The following is a 14115-nucleotide window of genomic DNA, read 5'->3' as shown; positions in this document are numbered from 1 at the left end:
CGACGTCACAACGCCAGTCGCGGCCAGGATGCCGTGTCGCGCAACAGCTGCCGGTCGTGCGTGGCGATCACCACGGCGGCCGGGGTGGTCGCGAGGGCGGCGGTCAGCTCGTCGACGAGCGCGGCCGACAGGTGGTTGGTCGGCTCGTCCAGCAGCACCACGTGCGGGCGGTCGGCCAGTACCAGGGCCAGGTCCAGCCGTCGTCGGGCGCCGACGGACAGTTCGGCCACCGGCCGGTGGCGGTCGTAGGCGTCGAGCAGGCCCAACTCGGCCAGTTCCGGACCAGACCCAGCCGGCCGGGCGTCGTACAGCTCCGCGGCGGTGCGCCGGCCCGGAGGGTCGGACTCCTGGCCCAACCAGCCGACCCGCGCCGAACGGGCGCGGGTGACAGTGCCCGTGCTCGGCGTCAGGTCGCCCGCCAGCACGGCGAGCAGGGTCGACTTGCCGGCGCCGTTGGGGCCGGTGACGACCAGTCGGTCCCCGGCCTCCAGCGCCAGGTCGACCGGACGCGCGAGCCGCCCGGCCACGGTCGCCGACGCGACCCGCAGCAGGGTGGCACCGCCGTGTTCGGGCAGGTCTGGCATGGCGAACCGGGTCGGCGGCGGCGGGACGGCCACCACGTGCGCGGTCAGCTCCTCCTGCCGTCGGTGCACGGCCCGGACCAGGCCGGGCGCGCGGGTGGCGCGGGTGTGCTTGCCGTGGCCCTTGTCGGGCCGCCAGTTGTCGCGCAGCCGGTTCCGCGCCGCGAGCAGGTCGTCGGCCAGGCGTTGCCGCTCGGCAACCTGCTCGGCGTGCAGCGCCTCCCAGCGGGCGCGCTCGGCCCGGCGTGCCTCGACCTGTTCGGCGTGGCCGCCGCCGTACACCCGTGGTCGGCCGTCGCTGGACGGGTCGAGGTCGACCACGGTGGTGGCCACGTCGGCCAGCAGCGCCCGGTCGTGGCTGACCAGCACGACCACGCCCGGGTGGGCGCGCAGCCGCTCGGTGAGGTGGTCGAGCCCGCCCGCGTCGAGGTGGTTGGTCGGCTCGTCGAGCAGCAGCACCGCGTGCCCGGCGCCGAGCAGGCAGGCCAGCCGCACCCGGTGGCGCTGCCCGACCGAGAGCGTGCCGAGCGGACGGGTGCGGTCGGCGACGGCGTCGAGCGCGGCCAACGAGACCTCGACCCGCCGGTCGGCGTCCCACGCGTCGAGCGCCTCGGCCTCGGCGAGGGCGGCGGCGTAGGCGTCGTCCGCGCCGGGACGGCCGTCGGCGAGTGCCTCCGCGGCGGCCTCCAGGCGGGCCAGGGCGACGCGCACGGCGGCCAGTTCGAGGTCGATCAGGGCGCCGACGGTATCGGTGGCGCCGAGCGGGATCTGCTGGTCGGCCACGCCGATCGAGCCCGCGCGGTGCACCTCGCCGCGGTCGACGGGCAGGTCGCCCGCCAGCACGCGGAGCAGGGTGGTCTTGCCGCGGCCGTTCTCGCCGACGACGGCGACCCGGTCACCGGCGGCGGCGACGAGGTCGACCCCGGCGAGCACGGGCCGGCCACCGAAGGAGACGTGCACATCGGACATGCGGACGTGCGCCGCGCGCACGAGGGCGGGCGAAAGGTGGGACGACATGAAGGAACTGCCTCCGACGAGAAGTGATGAGCAGGAAGGACGAGGTCCGGTATCGCGGTGTCGCGGTACCGGCGGAGGCGTCGTCCCTCAGAGGTAGAACTGCGGCTGCATCACACGACCAGGTTACGACGACCGCGGGACCGGCCGCATCCGGATTCCGCCCGGGGGGGGTGAGGTGATCCACCGCACCTGGCACAGTCGTCACCGTGCCGTTGGACGACCTGCCGGACTGGCTGCCGACCTGGTGCGCGGAGCACCTGGGTGACGAGCCGGTCGGCGTGCTGTTCGAGCTGCGGCAGATGTCGGCGGTGTTCGGGCTGCGGTTGGCCGGCGGGCGGGACGTCGTGGTGAAGGCGCGGGAGGACGGCGGTCGGGCCGCGTCGTGCGTCGCCGCGCAGGCCCGGTTGGCGCAACGGGGTTTCCCGTGCGCCCGGCCACTCACGCCCGCGGTCGGTGTCGGCGCGCTGGCCGTGCACGCCGAGGAGTCGAGGTCCGGCGGCGAGCTGCTGCGTGGCGACTCGCCGGACGTCGCGGTGCGCTACGCGGCGGTGTTCGCCCGGCTGATGGCCGAACTGGCCGACGTGACCGTCGCGCCGCCGCTGCCGAATCCGCGCTGGGCGCGGTGGGACCACGCGGATCCCGGGTTGTGGCCCGCGATCGCGCTGCTGGACGACCTGGACCAGGCCGCCGTGCCCGCGCACGTACTCGACACGGCCGAACGGGCCCGCAAGCGGTTGCTGGCCACCGACCTGCCGTGCGTGCTGGGCCACGCCGACTTCGAGGCGCAGAACCTCCGCTGGCGCGACGGCGCCGTGTGGGCCGTGCACGACTGGGACAGCCTGGCGTGGCAGCCGGAGGCGGCGCTGGTGGGCGCGGCCTCCGGGTCGTTCCCGAGCACCACGCCGCCGACCCTCGCGCCGATCGAGAGCTCCGCCGCGTTCCTGGCCGCCTACCAGGACCTCCGGGGACGTCGGTTCACCTCGGAGGAGCAGGAGCTCGCGTGGGCCGGCAGCCTGTGGCCGGCGGCGCACAACGCCCGCTGGGAGGCCCTGCACGGCGACACCCCGTGGTCCGGCGAGGCCGTCCGCGCGCAGGCGGCCGAACGCCTCCGCCGCGCGAACGCCTAGCGGCTCGGCAGTGCTCGGCACGATCGTCACCCATCAGGGTGAAGTGGTTACGGGCCGCAACTTCGCCGAAGCGGATTTCGTCCGTGGTCAGTAGGATCCGGGCTCGTGACCGAGCAGCAGCCCGAGCCGTTAGTCGACGAATCCATCTCGATCGCCAAGCCGGCGGCGGACGTGTGGCGGGCGATCGCCGTCGCCGAGCTGCGTGCCGGCTGGTGGGGTGACCTGGACCTCGACGCCACGGTCGGCGGGCGGTTCGAGGAGCCCTGGACCGACGGCGACGGGCGGGAGGTGCTCACCAGCGGAACGGTCACCGAGGTCGTCCCCGACCGGTTGCTGGTGCTGTCGTGGGCGGACGAGGACTGGCCGGCGACGACGCGGGTCGAGGTGGGGCTCACCGAGACCGAAGGCACGACGGCGGTCCGCCTGCGGCACACGGGCTGGGGTGCGCTGCCGGGTGGCGAGGCCCTGGCCGCGGAGCACCGGGCGGGGTGGCGGCTGCACCTGAACAACCTCCGCACGTACGTCGAGCGAACCGCCCGCGGCTAGCGCAACACGGCGTGGGCGGCGTCCACGGCGGCCGTGCGCAGGGCGTCCACCGGCTCGTCGGCGAACACCAGCACGCAGTCGGCGAGGCCGCCCAGGGCCACGGTGGCACGCGTCGCGTCCGCCAGTGACGGCTGGTCGCCGACCAGCAGCACGGCCAGCCGCAGGCGCCAGTCCAGCACCCGGTCGACCAGGCCCAGGTCGGCCAACGCGACCAGCTCGCGCACCATCAGCGCGACGACCTCGCGGTGCTTGAACTGGAAGTCGAAGTAGCCCTCCAGCAACGCCCGGGGCCCTTGCGGCGGGCGCGACTCCAGCTCGGCCACGAACGCGTCGCCGTCGTCGATCAACGGCTGCACGATGCTGCGCACCAGCTCCTCGCGTGACGCGAAGTGGTAGTAGAGCGCGGGTTTGGTGACCCCGAGGCGGTCCGCGATCTCCTGGAGGCTGGTCGCCCGCACGCCCTGCCGGAGGAACAGCTCGCGCGCCACCGCCTGGGCACGCGCCTTCGTGTCGGATCCCCTGGCCATGCCGCCCAGCTTAACGACCGGTCAGTCGACCCTTGCGCGACGACGGCCCACGCACTTACCATCCGTTAAGTAAGGAGGATGGTCATGGGGGTTCTCATTTCCGGCGCCAGCGTCGCCGGGCCGGTGCTCGCCTACTGGCTGGCCAGGTACGGGTTCGAGGTGACGGTGGTCGAACGGGCGCCCGAGCCGCGCAAGACCGGCGGCCACGCGGTGGACCTGTTCCGGCCCGCGATGGACGTCGTGGAACGCATGGGCGTGCTGCCCCGGCTCATGGAGCGGGTCACCGGCACCGACCGGATGGTGGTGCACACCCCGGGCAGGCGCCCGGTCGAGGTGGACCTGGGCCGGCTGTTCGGCGCCGTGTCCGACCGGCACGTCGAGATCATGCGCGACGACCTAGCCGAGGTGTTCCACGACGCCACGCGCGACGACGTGGAGTACGTGTTCGGCGACTCGATCACGTCCATCGGCGACGACGGCGAGGTGACCTTCGAGCACGGCGCACCGCGCAGGTTCGACCTGGTCGTCGGCGCGGACGGACTGCACTCGAACGTGCGGCGGCTGGTGTTCGGCGACGTGCCGGAGCTGTTCATCGGCGCCTACCTGGCGGTGCTGTCGCTGCCGAACTACCTGGGCCTGCGGGACAGCTCGATCGCCTACTCCGACGTCGACCGGATCGCCGCCATCTACAGCGCCGACCACCTGCCGGACGCGCGGGCGGTGTTCCTGTTCCGCACCGAGCGGCCGCTGGACTACCACTACCGGGACCTGCCGCGGCAGAAGCAGCTGCTGCGCGAGGCGTTCGCGGGCGTGGGCGGCGAGGTGCCGCGGTGGTTGGAGCGGTTGGACGGCACGTTCTACTTCGACTCGATCACCCAGCTGCGCATGGACACGTGGTCGCGCGGCCGGGTGACCCTGGTCGGTGACGCGGGGTTCTGCCCCGGTCCGGCGGTCGGCGGCAGCACGAGCCTCGCGGTGGTCGGCGCGTACGTGCTGGCGGGCGAGCTGGCCGCGGCCGGTGGCGACCCGGCGGTCGCGTTCCCGGCGTACGAGGCCGAGATCGGCGACTACGTGCGCCGCAGCCGGGCGTTCGCGGTGGGCACGGCGAAGCGGCTCATCCCCGCGAGCACGCGGGAGCTGTGGGTCCTGCGGCAGGCGATGCGACTGTTCCCCCGCCTGCCGCGGCCCCTGGGACGGGCGCTGGCCAGGATGAACGGCAACGGCGTGCGGCTGCACGACTCGGTGGTCCTCAAGGACTACGCGCCGGTCGCCTGAAGGCCCCGCGGCCCGGCGGCCCCGGGCCGCGACCCGTCGCTCACCACTGGATGTCGGTCAACGCCTCCAACGGCGCGCGGTCGTCCAGCGACTCGGGCACGACCAACGTGTCCGCCGCAGTCAGCGCCGCCGGGAACGTGAAGCCGCACCTCTCCTCGACCTCGCCCAACCGCACCTGGAACACCCGGAACTCGTCCAGGTCCAGCGACTCCAGCTGGTTCAGGTTCTGCGTCAGCACGAACGCCCGCGCCTTCAGCGTCCCGGCGGAGACGAACGCGATGACCTTCCAGTACTCGCGCGGCAGCGCGACGCCCCGGAACACGCGGTCGTCGGACTGGAACACCGGGCCGCCGTAGACGCTCACGCGCAGGTCGTCGACGTCCACGTCGGACAGCACCGCGTCCTCCAGCCGACCCCACAGCCCCTGCCGCATGCTCTGGTTGAAGTCGTCCATCTGGGGCGTGATGTTGGTGAAGAAGAACGAGTCCACGTTCGCCTGCTCCGCCACCGCCTTGGGACCCCACAGCAGGTCCGCGCGCCGCGCCACGTGCCCGCGGTCGAGGCGGTTGCCCCGGTACAGCTCGTCGCCGACCTGGAACCGCGCCGGGAGCCGCGGGTCGAGCACGAACGGGATGCCGGTGCGGTTGATGGACTTCAGGTCGCCGCCGTCGATGTTCCACGCCACCCAGAACGCGAACCGGCGCGACTTGCTCTGCGCCAGCGAGAAGTGCGTGTAGTCGACCACCACGGACCCGTTCAGCTCGACCGCGTCGGCCCGCGCCGCCTCGCCCAGCTCCGGCAGGCCCACCGGCGTGCCGAGGAAGTCCTCGTCGAACCCGACCGGCGCCGCCGCCATCCGGAGTTCCCGCGGCGGGTTGAGCGTGATGCCCAGCTTCTCGAACACCGAGCCGGGCAGGCACGCCAGCGCGTGCTCGTCCGGGCTGTCACCGGCCTCGCCCGCGAAGTGCAGGCCCGCCATGGTCTTGCCGGTCTTGCCGTTGGACGCCTTGAACACCCACGCGGAGCCGGAGTCGCCGCCCATGCTGATCTCGCCGTCGGCGGCGGGGCGCGCCGGGTCCGGCCCGATCTCGAAGCAGCCGACCTGCCGCGGACCGACACCGGGGCCGTAGTCGATCTTGACGAGGGTGTCCACGCGGCGGACCACGCCGTGCGTCACGCCCGTCGTCCGGCCGCTCTTGACGACCTTGTCGCCCAGCTCGGGCTCGCCGAGCCGGTCCACGGCCACGCCGAGGTCGAGGATCTCCGACTCGAACCGCCGGTCCTCGATGGTGGCGATGGCGCAGTCGCCCGCCGCGCCCAGGTGCGACCGGACGAGCCGGCCCAGCCGGTTGCGGTCGGTGCGGTTGTCGTCGTGCACGCCGGGCTGGACCACGTCCTCACCGAGGGCGCCGTGCGGTCCGTGCAGGACGTGCCAGTTGCTCAGCACGTACGGGGTGCCGTCGACCCGGTCGTAGACGACGCAGCCGAAGGTGCCCGCGGACACGCGCACGTGACCCAGGCTCACCCCCGGCACCACGGGGTCGACGCGCGTCTTGCGCACGTTGCTGACGGTCTCCTCCACCACGTGGAAGTCGACCCGGTAGTCGCGTTGCAGCACGTCGGTGGGCACGGCCACGCCGTCCACCTCGATCGTCCCGGGCAGCAGCGCGGTGCCGAGCGCGCGCAGCGCCTCGGGCTCGGCCTTCTGCCGGACGGTGAACTGGATGGCGAGTTCGTCGGTCGGCTTGCCGTCGGCGACCTTGTAGCCGATGCCGATCGAGGACACGTTCGGGTCACGCAGGTAATCGGCGCCCTTGGTGCGCACGAACTGCCTCAGCGATGCCTGCAAACCGTTGTTCTTCTTGACCATGAGCGCAAACCCCCTGTGTGTGCGCGCCGGTGGCCTTGCTGTCGCGATCCCCCGATCAGGTGTTAGCCCATATCGCGCCCGTTCACCCATTCGGCCCAACGATTGGCCACCGAATGCAGTCTTCACCCCCGAGAAGACTGAAAGTTGACCATCAGACGACTGATCGTTGAACTCTGATCGGACCTGTCGTCGCGGGCGTGGTCGTGCTGTGGTTCAAGTCCCTGCACGAAATTGGAGGAGTTGTGGGAATCGGACGCATAGCGGTGGCGAGCGCGCTGTTAGCCGGGCTCGTCGCCGCACCCGCTCACGCCACACCCGCTCACGCCACCGCCCCGGTGTTGTACCAAGGGCACCCGGACGCCGTGGCGGGCAGCTACATCGTGGTGCTCAAGCGGCATGAGGACCTGGCCTCCGCCCGGTCCGCCGCGCCGGGTGTCACGTTCACCTACCGGACGGCCTTGTCCGGGTTCGCCACCCGGGCGAGCGCCGCGCAGGCGGCCCGGCTCGCCGCCGACCCGCGCGTCGCCTACGTCGCGCAGGACGTGCGGGTCCGCTTGGAGCCGCAGGCCCTCGCGGTGCAGCCGAACCCGCCGTCGTGGGGGTTGGACCGGATCGACCAGCGCTACCTGCCGCTGGACCGCAACTACACCTACCCGAACACGGCCTCGTCGGTGCGGGCGTACGTCTTCGGCACCGGCATCCGGTACACGCACCAGGAGTTCGACGGCGCGGCCGTGCCCGGCTTGGACACCGTCGGCGGCATGACACCGCCCGGCAACGACTGCAACGGCCACGGCACGCACATGGCGGGCACGGTCGGCGGCCGCACCACCGGCGTGGCCAAGGACGTGACCCTGGTGTCCGTGCGGGTGCTCAACTGCCAGGGCTCGGGCTCGTACTCGCACATCCTCGCCGGGATCGACTGGGTGACCCGCGACGCGGCGGCGAGCGGCCGGAAGGCGGTCGCGCTGATGCCCCTCGGCGGCGGGCTGAACCAGCCGTTCAACGACGCCATCACCAGGTCGATCAACGCCGACGTGCACTACTCGGTGGTGTCCGGCAGCTCGAACGCCAACGCGTGCAACTACTCCCCCGGCAGCACGCCGCTGGCCACCACCGTGGGCGCGACCGACGCCAACGACGCGAAGGCGAGCTTCTCCAACTACGGCTCGTGCATCGACGTGTGGGCTCCGGGCGTGAACATCACCTCGGCGTGGGGCACGTCGGACACCGCGTACTCGACCATCAGCGGTTCCACGGCGTCGGCGCACGCGGCGGGCGTGGCGGCGCTGTGGCGGCACCGGTTCCCGGGTGACTCGGCGGTGGCCGTGGCGAACGCGCTGCGGGCCAACGCCACGGCGGGTGTGGTCACCAACCCGGGCGCGGGGTCGCCGAACCTGTTGTTGTTCATGGGGATGATCCCGGTGTAGGTCAGCGCAGCCCGCGGTCGCGGGCGTGGACGGCGGCCTGCGTGCGGTCGCGCAGGCCGAGCCGGCCGAGGATGCGGGAGACGTGGTTCTTCACCGTGCCCTCGCTCAGGTGCAGGCGTCGGGCGATCTCCCGGTTCGTGGCGCCGGTGGCGACCAGCCGCAGCACGTCCACCTCGCGGTCGGTGAGGCCTTCGAGCCCCGGCGGGCGTTCGTGGCCCGGCGGGTGCTCGTGGCCCGGCGGGTGTTCCGGACCGGGCGGTTGTTCGTGACCCGGCGGGGGTTCGTGGTCGAGCGCGGTCGCCAGCCGGGCCGCCGCGGCCGGGTCGAACTGGACCACGCCCGAGTGCGCGAGCCGGACGGCGGCGGCGAGTTCGGCGGCGGGCCGGTCCTTGAGCAGGTAGCCGCTCGCACCCGCTTTCAGGGCGCGCACCACGTACTCCTCGTCGTCGAACGTGGTGAGCATGACGACCCTGGTGCGCGGGTTGCGGCGGCGGAGGAGGGCGAGCGCGGCGATGCCGTCCAGCACCGGCATCCGCACGTCCATCAGGACGACGTCCGGGTCCTGCGCGACGGCCAGGTCGACGGCGGCCTGGCCGTCACCGGCCGTGCCGACCACCGCGATGCCCGCCTGGATGTCGAGCAGGGCGGCGATGCTCTCCCGGATGAGCCGCTGGTCGTCCACCACGACCACGCGCACGTCGCTCATGGCGTCGCCCTCGGTACGACCACGGTGAGCCGGGTGCCCGCGTCGCCGTCGACCTGCACGGAGCCCCCTGCCTGCGCGATCCGCTCCCGCATGCCGCGCAACCCGAAGCCCTCGCGGTCGTGCGGGAAACCCGGGCCGTCGTCGGCGACGACGAGCCGTGCCTCACGCGGTCCGCAGTGCACGGTGACGGTGACCCGTGACCCTCCGGCGTGGCGCATCGCGTTGGTGATGCCCTCCTGCGCGGCCCGGTAGAGGGCCAGCAGGGCGCCGGGGGCGTAGCGGGACTCGTCGCCCGTGCAGGCGACGGACACCCCCAGGCCGCGGGCGAGGTGCGCCAGCGACTCGGCCAACCGGAAGGGCTCGCGCAGGGCGCGGACCGACGTGCGCACGTCCTCCAACGCCCGCCGCGCCGACTCGCGGGCGTCCTCGATCGCGCGGTCGGCCGTCTCCGGGTCGCGGTCGCGGAACGCCGAAGCCTTCTCCAGCAGCACCGACACGGCGGTGAGGTGGTGGCCGAGGCCGTCGTGGACGTCACGTGCCACCCGGTTGCGCTCGGCGGCGGCCGACAGTTCCGCCATGGCCAGCGCGAGGACCAGGCCGATGCCGAACATCAGCAGGTCGGACACGTGCTCGACGGACCGCGTCCACCCCGGCACGGTGAGCTGGAAGGCGACGACCAGGAAGACCGCACTGGCCACCCCGACCCCCACCGCGACCACCCGGCCGAACGCGAAGTAGGCGGCGAACGGCAGGAGCAGGAACAGCACCCGCGCCATCCCGGAGCCGTCGGAGAACGCGACCAGCACGACGAGCAGGGCTTGGACGGAGAGGACCGCGGCGGCCGGGTAGCGCGATCCGACCGCGTCCACGAAGACGATGGCGGCGAGGCCGAGCACGAACGGCACCCACCGCGTCTCCCCGAGCCCGGCGACCCCCGCGTAGCCACCGGCCACCAACACCGCCCCGCACAGCAGGGGCGACAACCACGACAGAGGACGCACACCCGCAGGCTACGTGGCACATCGCGGTCCGGACCCCCATCCGCCGAACCCACGGGCTCAACCCCGGACGTCTCCACGAACGGGTGAATCTCGCGAATCCGGAAAAGACCCATGCCGAAAACGTCGTTATCGACGATGCGAAACGTCGGTTGGAACAACGAGGCCGCGCCCAACCACCCGACCGCCCGCACCTCCCGCCCAGACCAATCCCGCCCAACACCTCCGCGCCCCAGACCCGGGGCAGGGGGCGGCACGTGCCGATCGGCACCCGGGAAGTGGCCGGTCGGCACTCCCGGTGGGGCCGGCCGCGCTCCTAGCGTTCCCGGCATGACGTTTCTGTTGCGATTCGGCGCCATCTGCGGCGCGCTGTCGGGCCTGTTCATCGCCCTGCCGGCAGCGGTCGAGGGGTTTGTCGGGGAGACGACCGCCACGAGCCTCGTGATCGGGGTGTCGCCGGCCTTGGCCGCACCGCTGCTCACCGCGCTGTACCTGAAACAGCCGAGGACCACGTTGGGCGTCGTGGGGTACGTGGTGAACTTCGTGGGCCTCGGGCTGTTCGGGGCGGCCGCCTACGCGTTGAACATCGTCCTGTTCCACCTCGACGAACCGGTGCTCGCCGCGCCGACCGTGGCCGTCCTGTCGGCCAGCGCCCTGATCTTCGCCATCGGCACCGTGCTGTTCGCGATCAGCATGATCAGGGCCCGCGTCCACCCGCCGATCCCGGTGTGGATCTACGCCATCGCGCTGCCCGTCTTCACGTTCGCCGCACGGCTGCCGGACACCCCGCTGACCAGCGCGCTGCACGTCGTCATCGGCGGCGCGCTGCTGTGGCTCGCCCTGTCGGTCTACCCGCCGGCGACGCGACCGGCGGCGAACAGCAACAGCACGATCACCACGAGCGCCGCGTAGGGCACGAACACCCGAGGCCGGCCGCGGGTGCCGGCCCACGTCAACACCACCGACGCCGCCCACACCAGCGCGGTGCCGCCCGCCGCCACGATCATCGGCACCCGGCCGTACGAGCAGACCCCCGACACCGAGTACTCGCAACTGCCCGTCGGCGTGAACGCCGTCAGCCCGTACCCGATGGCGATCGGCGCGACGACGCACAGCAGCACCGTGCCGAGCACGGCGGGACCTTTCATGGACCCGCACGGTAGCAGCACCACCGTGCGGGTCCACAAAGGACTCACCGACCCGCTACGGCGCCCAGGGCGCGGTCACGGCCCAGCTCACGTCCGCGTCGTAGGACACCGGGTTGTCGTACACGTGAGCACCGCCGTTGACCGCCACCCACACCTCCTCCGCGTAGTGCCGCACGCTGGCACCCAGCTCGTTGACCGACGCCAACCGGACCCCGCCGGCGCCGGGCTGGGCGCAGAACGTGGCGTCCCGCCGGAACAGGTCGCTGCCGTCCGACGCGCCCAACCGCACCCGGAACGCCGCGTGCCGCAGGTACTGGCCCGGGTGGTTGCGCGACTCGAACGAGTAGCACGACGGCTCCGAAAGGCCACGCCGCACGATGAACGTCGCGTCGGCCTTGAGCAACCCGTCGCTGCCCGCGCCCACCACGTCGGTGCGCGCCAGCGCGTCGCGGTGCCGCAGATACCGGTCGGTGAAGCCGGGCGTGGTCACCCGGAACGACCGCGCCTGGTCCAGCGGCAGGTCCGCGCCGCTGCGCCAGAGCGGGACGACCGCCGCCCACGTCGTGTCCGCGGCGAAGCTCGTCGGGCTGTCCCAGGGGTTCGTCCCGCCCGACCGCGCCAGGTACACGCCCTCCTGGTAGTGCCGGATGAAGTGACCGGGCAGGTTGCGCGACTCCAGCACCGTGCCGCCGTGGCCGGATCGCGCGCAGAACGTGGCGTCACCGGCGAACCCGGCCGACCCGTCGTTGGCGTCCGACCGCACCCGGGACGCCGAGTGCCGCAGGAACCGTCCCGGGAAGTTGCGCGACTCGAACGACAGGCACGCCGCGTCGGACAACCCCGGCCGGGCCCAGAACGTGGCGTCCAACCGGCCGGTGTCGTCGCCGATCACGTCGGTGCGCGCCAGCGCGTCGCGGTGCCGCAGGTGCCGGTCGGTGAAGCCGGTGGTGGTGACCTTCAGCGAGATCGCCTCGCCACGCCCGACCTCCGTGCCGCTCGCGATCGCCAGCACCCGCCGGTTGACCTCGCGCACCCGCGCCTCGGTCATCTTCAGCACCTGGCGGTCGTAGGTGTAGAAGCCGTTGACCTCGTTCTCCACGTCGTAGGGCTCGGTGTAGACCGACGCGGACAGCCCGCGCGCGTGCACGAACCGGCCGACCTCCTTGGTGATCTCCACGTACCGGCCGGTCAGCGACGTCTCGTCGGGGAACAGCTCGCCGTAGGCGAAGCCCGCGCCGGGCTGCCACTCGTGGCCGACGACGCGCCGACCCAGCCCGCCGAACTCGCCGAGCACCGCGATGCGGTTGGCGTCGGGCAGCCTGGTGGCGCCGGACATCTGGTAGGCGTGGTCGTCGATGACGTCGCCGTTGCCCGGGTCGGGGTCGGAGACGCAGCAGTTGGAGCCCGAGTTGTGGTTGATCGGCCGGGTGTTGTCGATCGACCGGACGAGGTTGACGATCCGGCCGGCGTCGTACTCGCCCCAGCCCTCGTTGAACGGCACCCACTGCACGATCGACGTGATGCCCTTGAGCTGCTCGACCATCCGGCGCAGCTCGGACTCGAAGTGCGCGCGACCGTTGGGCACGTCGTCGATCGCGTCCAGCGACGGCATGTCCTGCCACACCATCAGCCCGAGCCGGTCGGCGTGGTAGAACCAGCGGGCGGGCTCGACCTTGATGTGCTTGCGCACCATGTTGAAGCCCAACGCCTTCTGCCGCTCCAGGTCGAACCTCAGCGCGGCGTCGGTGGGCGCGGTGTAGATGCCGTCGGGCCAGTAGCCCTGGTCGAGGGTGCCGAGCTGGAACACGAACTTGCCGTTGAGCAGCGGGCGCATCACGCCGCCGACCATCGCCTTGCCCAGCGACCTCATGCCGAAGTAGCCGGTGACGACATCGCTGCCCAGGGTGACGCGCAGGTCGTAGAGGAACGGGTCGTCCGGCGACCACAGCCTGGCGTCGGGCACGGGCACGCGCAGGTGCGCGCCGACCGCGCCGGTAGCCGTGCCGACCACCCGGCCGGCGGTGAGCACCTCGGCCCGCACCTGTTGGCCGGCGGTGCCCTGCACGACCAGGTCGAGCACGCCCGCGGGCACGTCCGGCGTGGTGTCGAGGCGGGTGACGTGGTTCGCGGCGACCGGTTCGAGCCACACCGTCTGCCAGATACCGGACGCGGCGGTGTAGAAGATGCCGCTCGGGCTGCGGCGCTGCTTGCCGATCGGGTACAGGCTGCCGTCGACGGTCGACCGCACGCCGACGATGACCTCGTTGGCGCCAGCCCGCAGGGCGTCGGTGATGTCGAACGAGAACGCGTCGAAGCCACCGGTGTGGGTGCCGACGCCGACACCGTTCACCCAGACGCGGGTCTCCCAGGTGACCGCGCCGAAGTTGAGCTTCACCCGGCGGCCGTGCCAGCCGGCCGGCGTGGTGAACGTGCGGCGGTAGAACATGTGGTCCTCGTGCCGCTTGATCCCCGACAGCGCGGACTCGATCGGGTAGGGCACCAGGACACCCTCGGCGAGGGTGCGGCCGAACGGCGGCGAGGACAGGTTGGGCGCGCCGGCGAACTCCCAGACGCCGTTGAGGTTGAGCCAGTCCGACCGGACCAGCTGCGGGCGCGGGTACTCGGGCAACGCGTTGGTCGGCGACACCTGACCCGTCCACGGTGTGGTGAGGGGCGCCGGTTTGGGCTGCCAGACCGCCGCGGAGGCGGTGCCGGGCAGCGCGATGACGAGGGTGCTCAGGACCAGGAGTCCGGTCAGACCGGACAACAGCTTGCGCATGGTGGCTCCACGGTCGGCAGGATGCTGGTGACGTGGGTGCTCGGTGACCTGGGTCACTTCCCGTTCTTACATCGTTGATACAACGTTGTAAAGGTCTGCGCGGGCCGGCTA

General features: G+C 72.4%; 12 protein-coding genes. 5 read left to right on the top strand and 7 right to left on the bottom strand.

Annotated features, from left to right (window positions below; all coding sequences use genetic code 11):
• Positions 1 to 5 precede the first annotated feature (5 nt).
• Positions 6 to 1598, bottom strand: coding sequence for an ATP-binding cassette domain-containing protein (locus ACYVLT_RS15910; RefSeq protein ID WP_461120948.1), 1593 nt, complete (start codon positions 1596 to 1598; stop codon positions 6 to 8).
• Between the two features lie 206 nt (positions 1599 to 1804).
• On the opposite strand from ACYVLT_RS15910, the gene ACYVLT_RS15905 reads away from it, so the two are divergent.
• Positions 1805 to 2725: a phosphotransferase gene (locus ACYVLT_RS15905; protein WP_461120947.1), complete on the top strand. Its 921-nt coding sequence runs from the start codon at positions 1805 to 1807 to the stop codon at positions 2723 to 2725.
• A 105-nt stretch (positions 2726 to 2830) separates the two neighbouring features.
• Positions 2831 to 3271 (top strand): SRPBCC family protein, encoded by a 441-nt coding sequence (locus tag ACYVLT_RS15900; protein ID WP_461120946.1) that lies wholly within the window; start codon positions 2831 to 2833, stop codon positions 3269 to 3271.
• On the opposite strand, the gene ACYVLT_RS15895 is transcribed toward ACYVLT_RS15900, so the two are convergent.
• The gene (locus ACYVLT_RS15895) at positions 3268 to 3798 is read right to left on the bottom strand and encodes a TetR/AcrR family transcriptional regulator (RefSeq protein WP_461120945.1); all 531 of its coding nucleotides are present in this window, start codon (positions 3796 to 3798) and stop codon (positions 3268 to 3270) included. The genes ACYVLT_RS15900 and ACYVLT_RS15895 overlap by 4 nt on opposite strands.
• Before the next feature lie 84 nt (positions 3799 to 3882).
• Between ACYVLT_RS15895 and ACYVLT_RS15890 the strand changes: the two genes are divergently transcribed.
• A complete protein-coding gene (locus ACYVLT_RS15890) occupies positions 3883 to 5073 on the top strand; it encodes an FAD-dependent monooxygenase (protein WP_461120944.1) in 1191 nt (396 codons plus the stop codon).
• 40 nt (positions 5074 to 5113) lie between these two features.
• On the opposite strand, the gene ACYVLT_RS15885 is transcribed toward ACYVLT_RS15890, so the two are convergent.
• A complete protein-coding gene (locus ACYVLT_RS15885) occupies positions 5114 to 6943 on the bottom strand; it encodes a DNA/RNA non-specific endonuclease (protein ID WP_461120943.1) in 1830 nt (609 codons plus the stop codon).
• Between the two features lie 242 nt (positions 6944 to 7185).
• On the opposite strand from ACYVLT_RS15885, the gene ACYVLT_RS15880 reads away from it, so the two are divergent.
• Positions 7186 to 8373, top strand: a complete 1188-nt coding sequence (locus tag ACYVLT_RS15880; protein ID WP_461120942.1) for a S8 family peptidase — start codon at positions 7186 to 7188, stop codon at positions 8371 to 8373.
• A gap of 1 nt (position 8374) precedes the next feature.
• Here the strand turns inward: ACYVLT_RS15880 and ACYVLT_RS15875 are convergent, their stop codons facing one another.
• Complete coding sequence (locus ACYVLT_RS15875; RefSeq protein ID WP_461120941.1) at positions 8375 to 9079, bottom strand: response regulator transcription factor; 705 nt, start codon at positions 9077 to 9079, stop codon at positions 8375 to 8377.
• The gene (locus ACYVLT_RS15870) at positions 9076 to 10080 is read right to left on the bottom strand and encodes a sensor histidine kinase (RefSeq protein WP_461120940.1); all 1005 of its coding nucleotides are present in this window, start codon (positions 10078 to 10080) and stop codon (positions 9076 to 9078) included. Before ACYVLT_RS15870 ends, ACYVLT_RS15875 begins: the two co-directional genes overlap by 4 nt.
• Positions 10081 to 10407: 327 nt before the next feature.
• Between ACYVLT_RS15870 and ACYVLT_RS15865 the strand changes: the two genes are divergently transcribed.
• A complete protein-coding gene (locus ACYVLT_RS15865; protein ID WP_461120939.1) occupies positions 10408 to 10989 on the top strand; it encodes a hypothetical protein in 582 nt (193 codons plus the stop codon).
• Here ACYVLT_RS15865 and ACYVLT_RS15860 read toward each other — a convergent pair.
• Together ACYVLT_RS15860 and ACYVLT_RS15855 are read right to left on the bottom strand one after the other, a co-directional pair.
• Positions 10926 to 11225 carry a hypothetical protein gene (locus ACYVLT_RS15860; RefSeq protein ID WP_461120938.1) on the bottom strand — a complete coding sequence of 100 codons (300 nt, stop codon included), beginning with the start codon at positions 11223 to 11225 and terminating at the stop codon, positions 10926 to 10928. The genes ACYVLT_RS15865 and ACYVLT_RS15860 overlap by 64 nt on opposite strands.
• Before the next feature lie 55 nt (positions 11226 to 11280).
• Positions 11281 to 14004 (bottom strand): AbfB domain-containing protein, encoded by a 2724-nt coding sequence (locus ACYVLT_RS15855; RefSeq protein WP_461120937.1) that lies wholly within the window; start codon positions 14002 to 14004, stop codon positions 11281 to 11283.
• Between the last annotated feature and the right edge of the window lie 111 nt (positions 14005 to 14115).

It is taken from the genome of Saccharothrix stipae (genome assembly GCF_054781895.1).
This window is presented reverse-complemented; position numbering and strand designations above follow the sequence as displayed.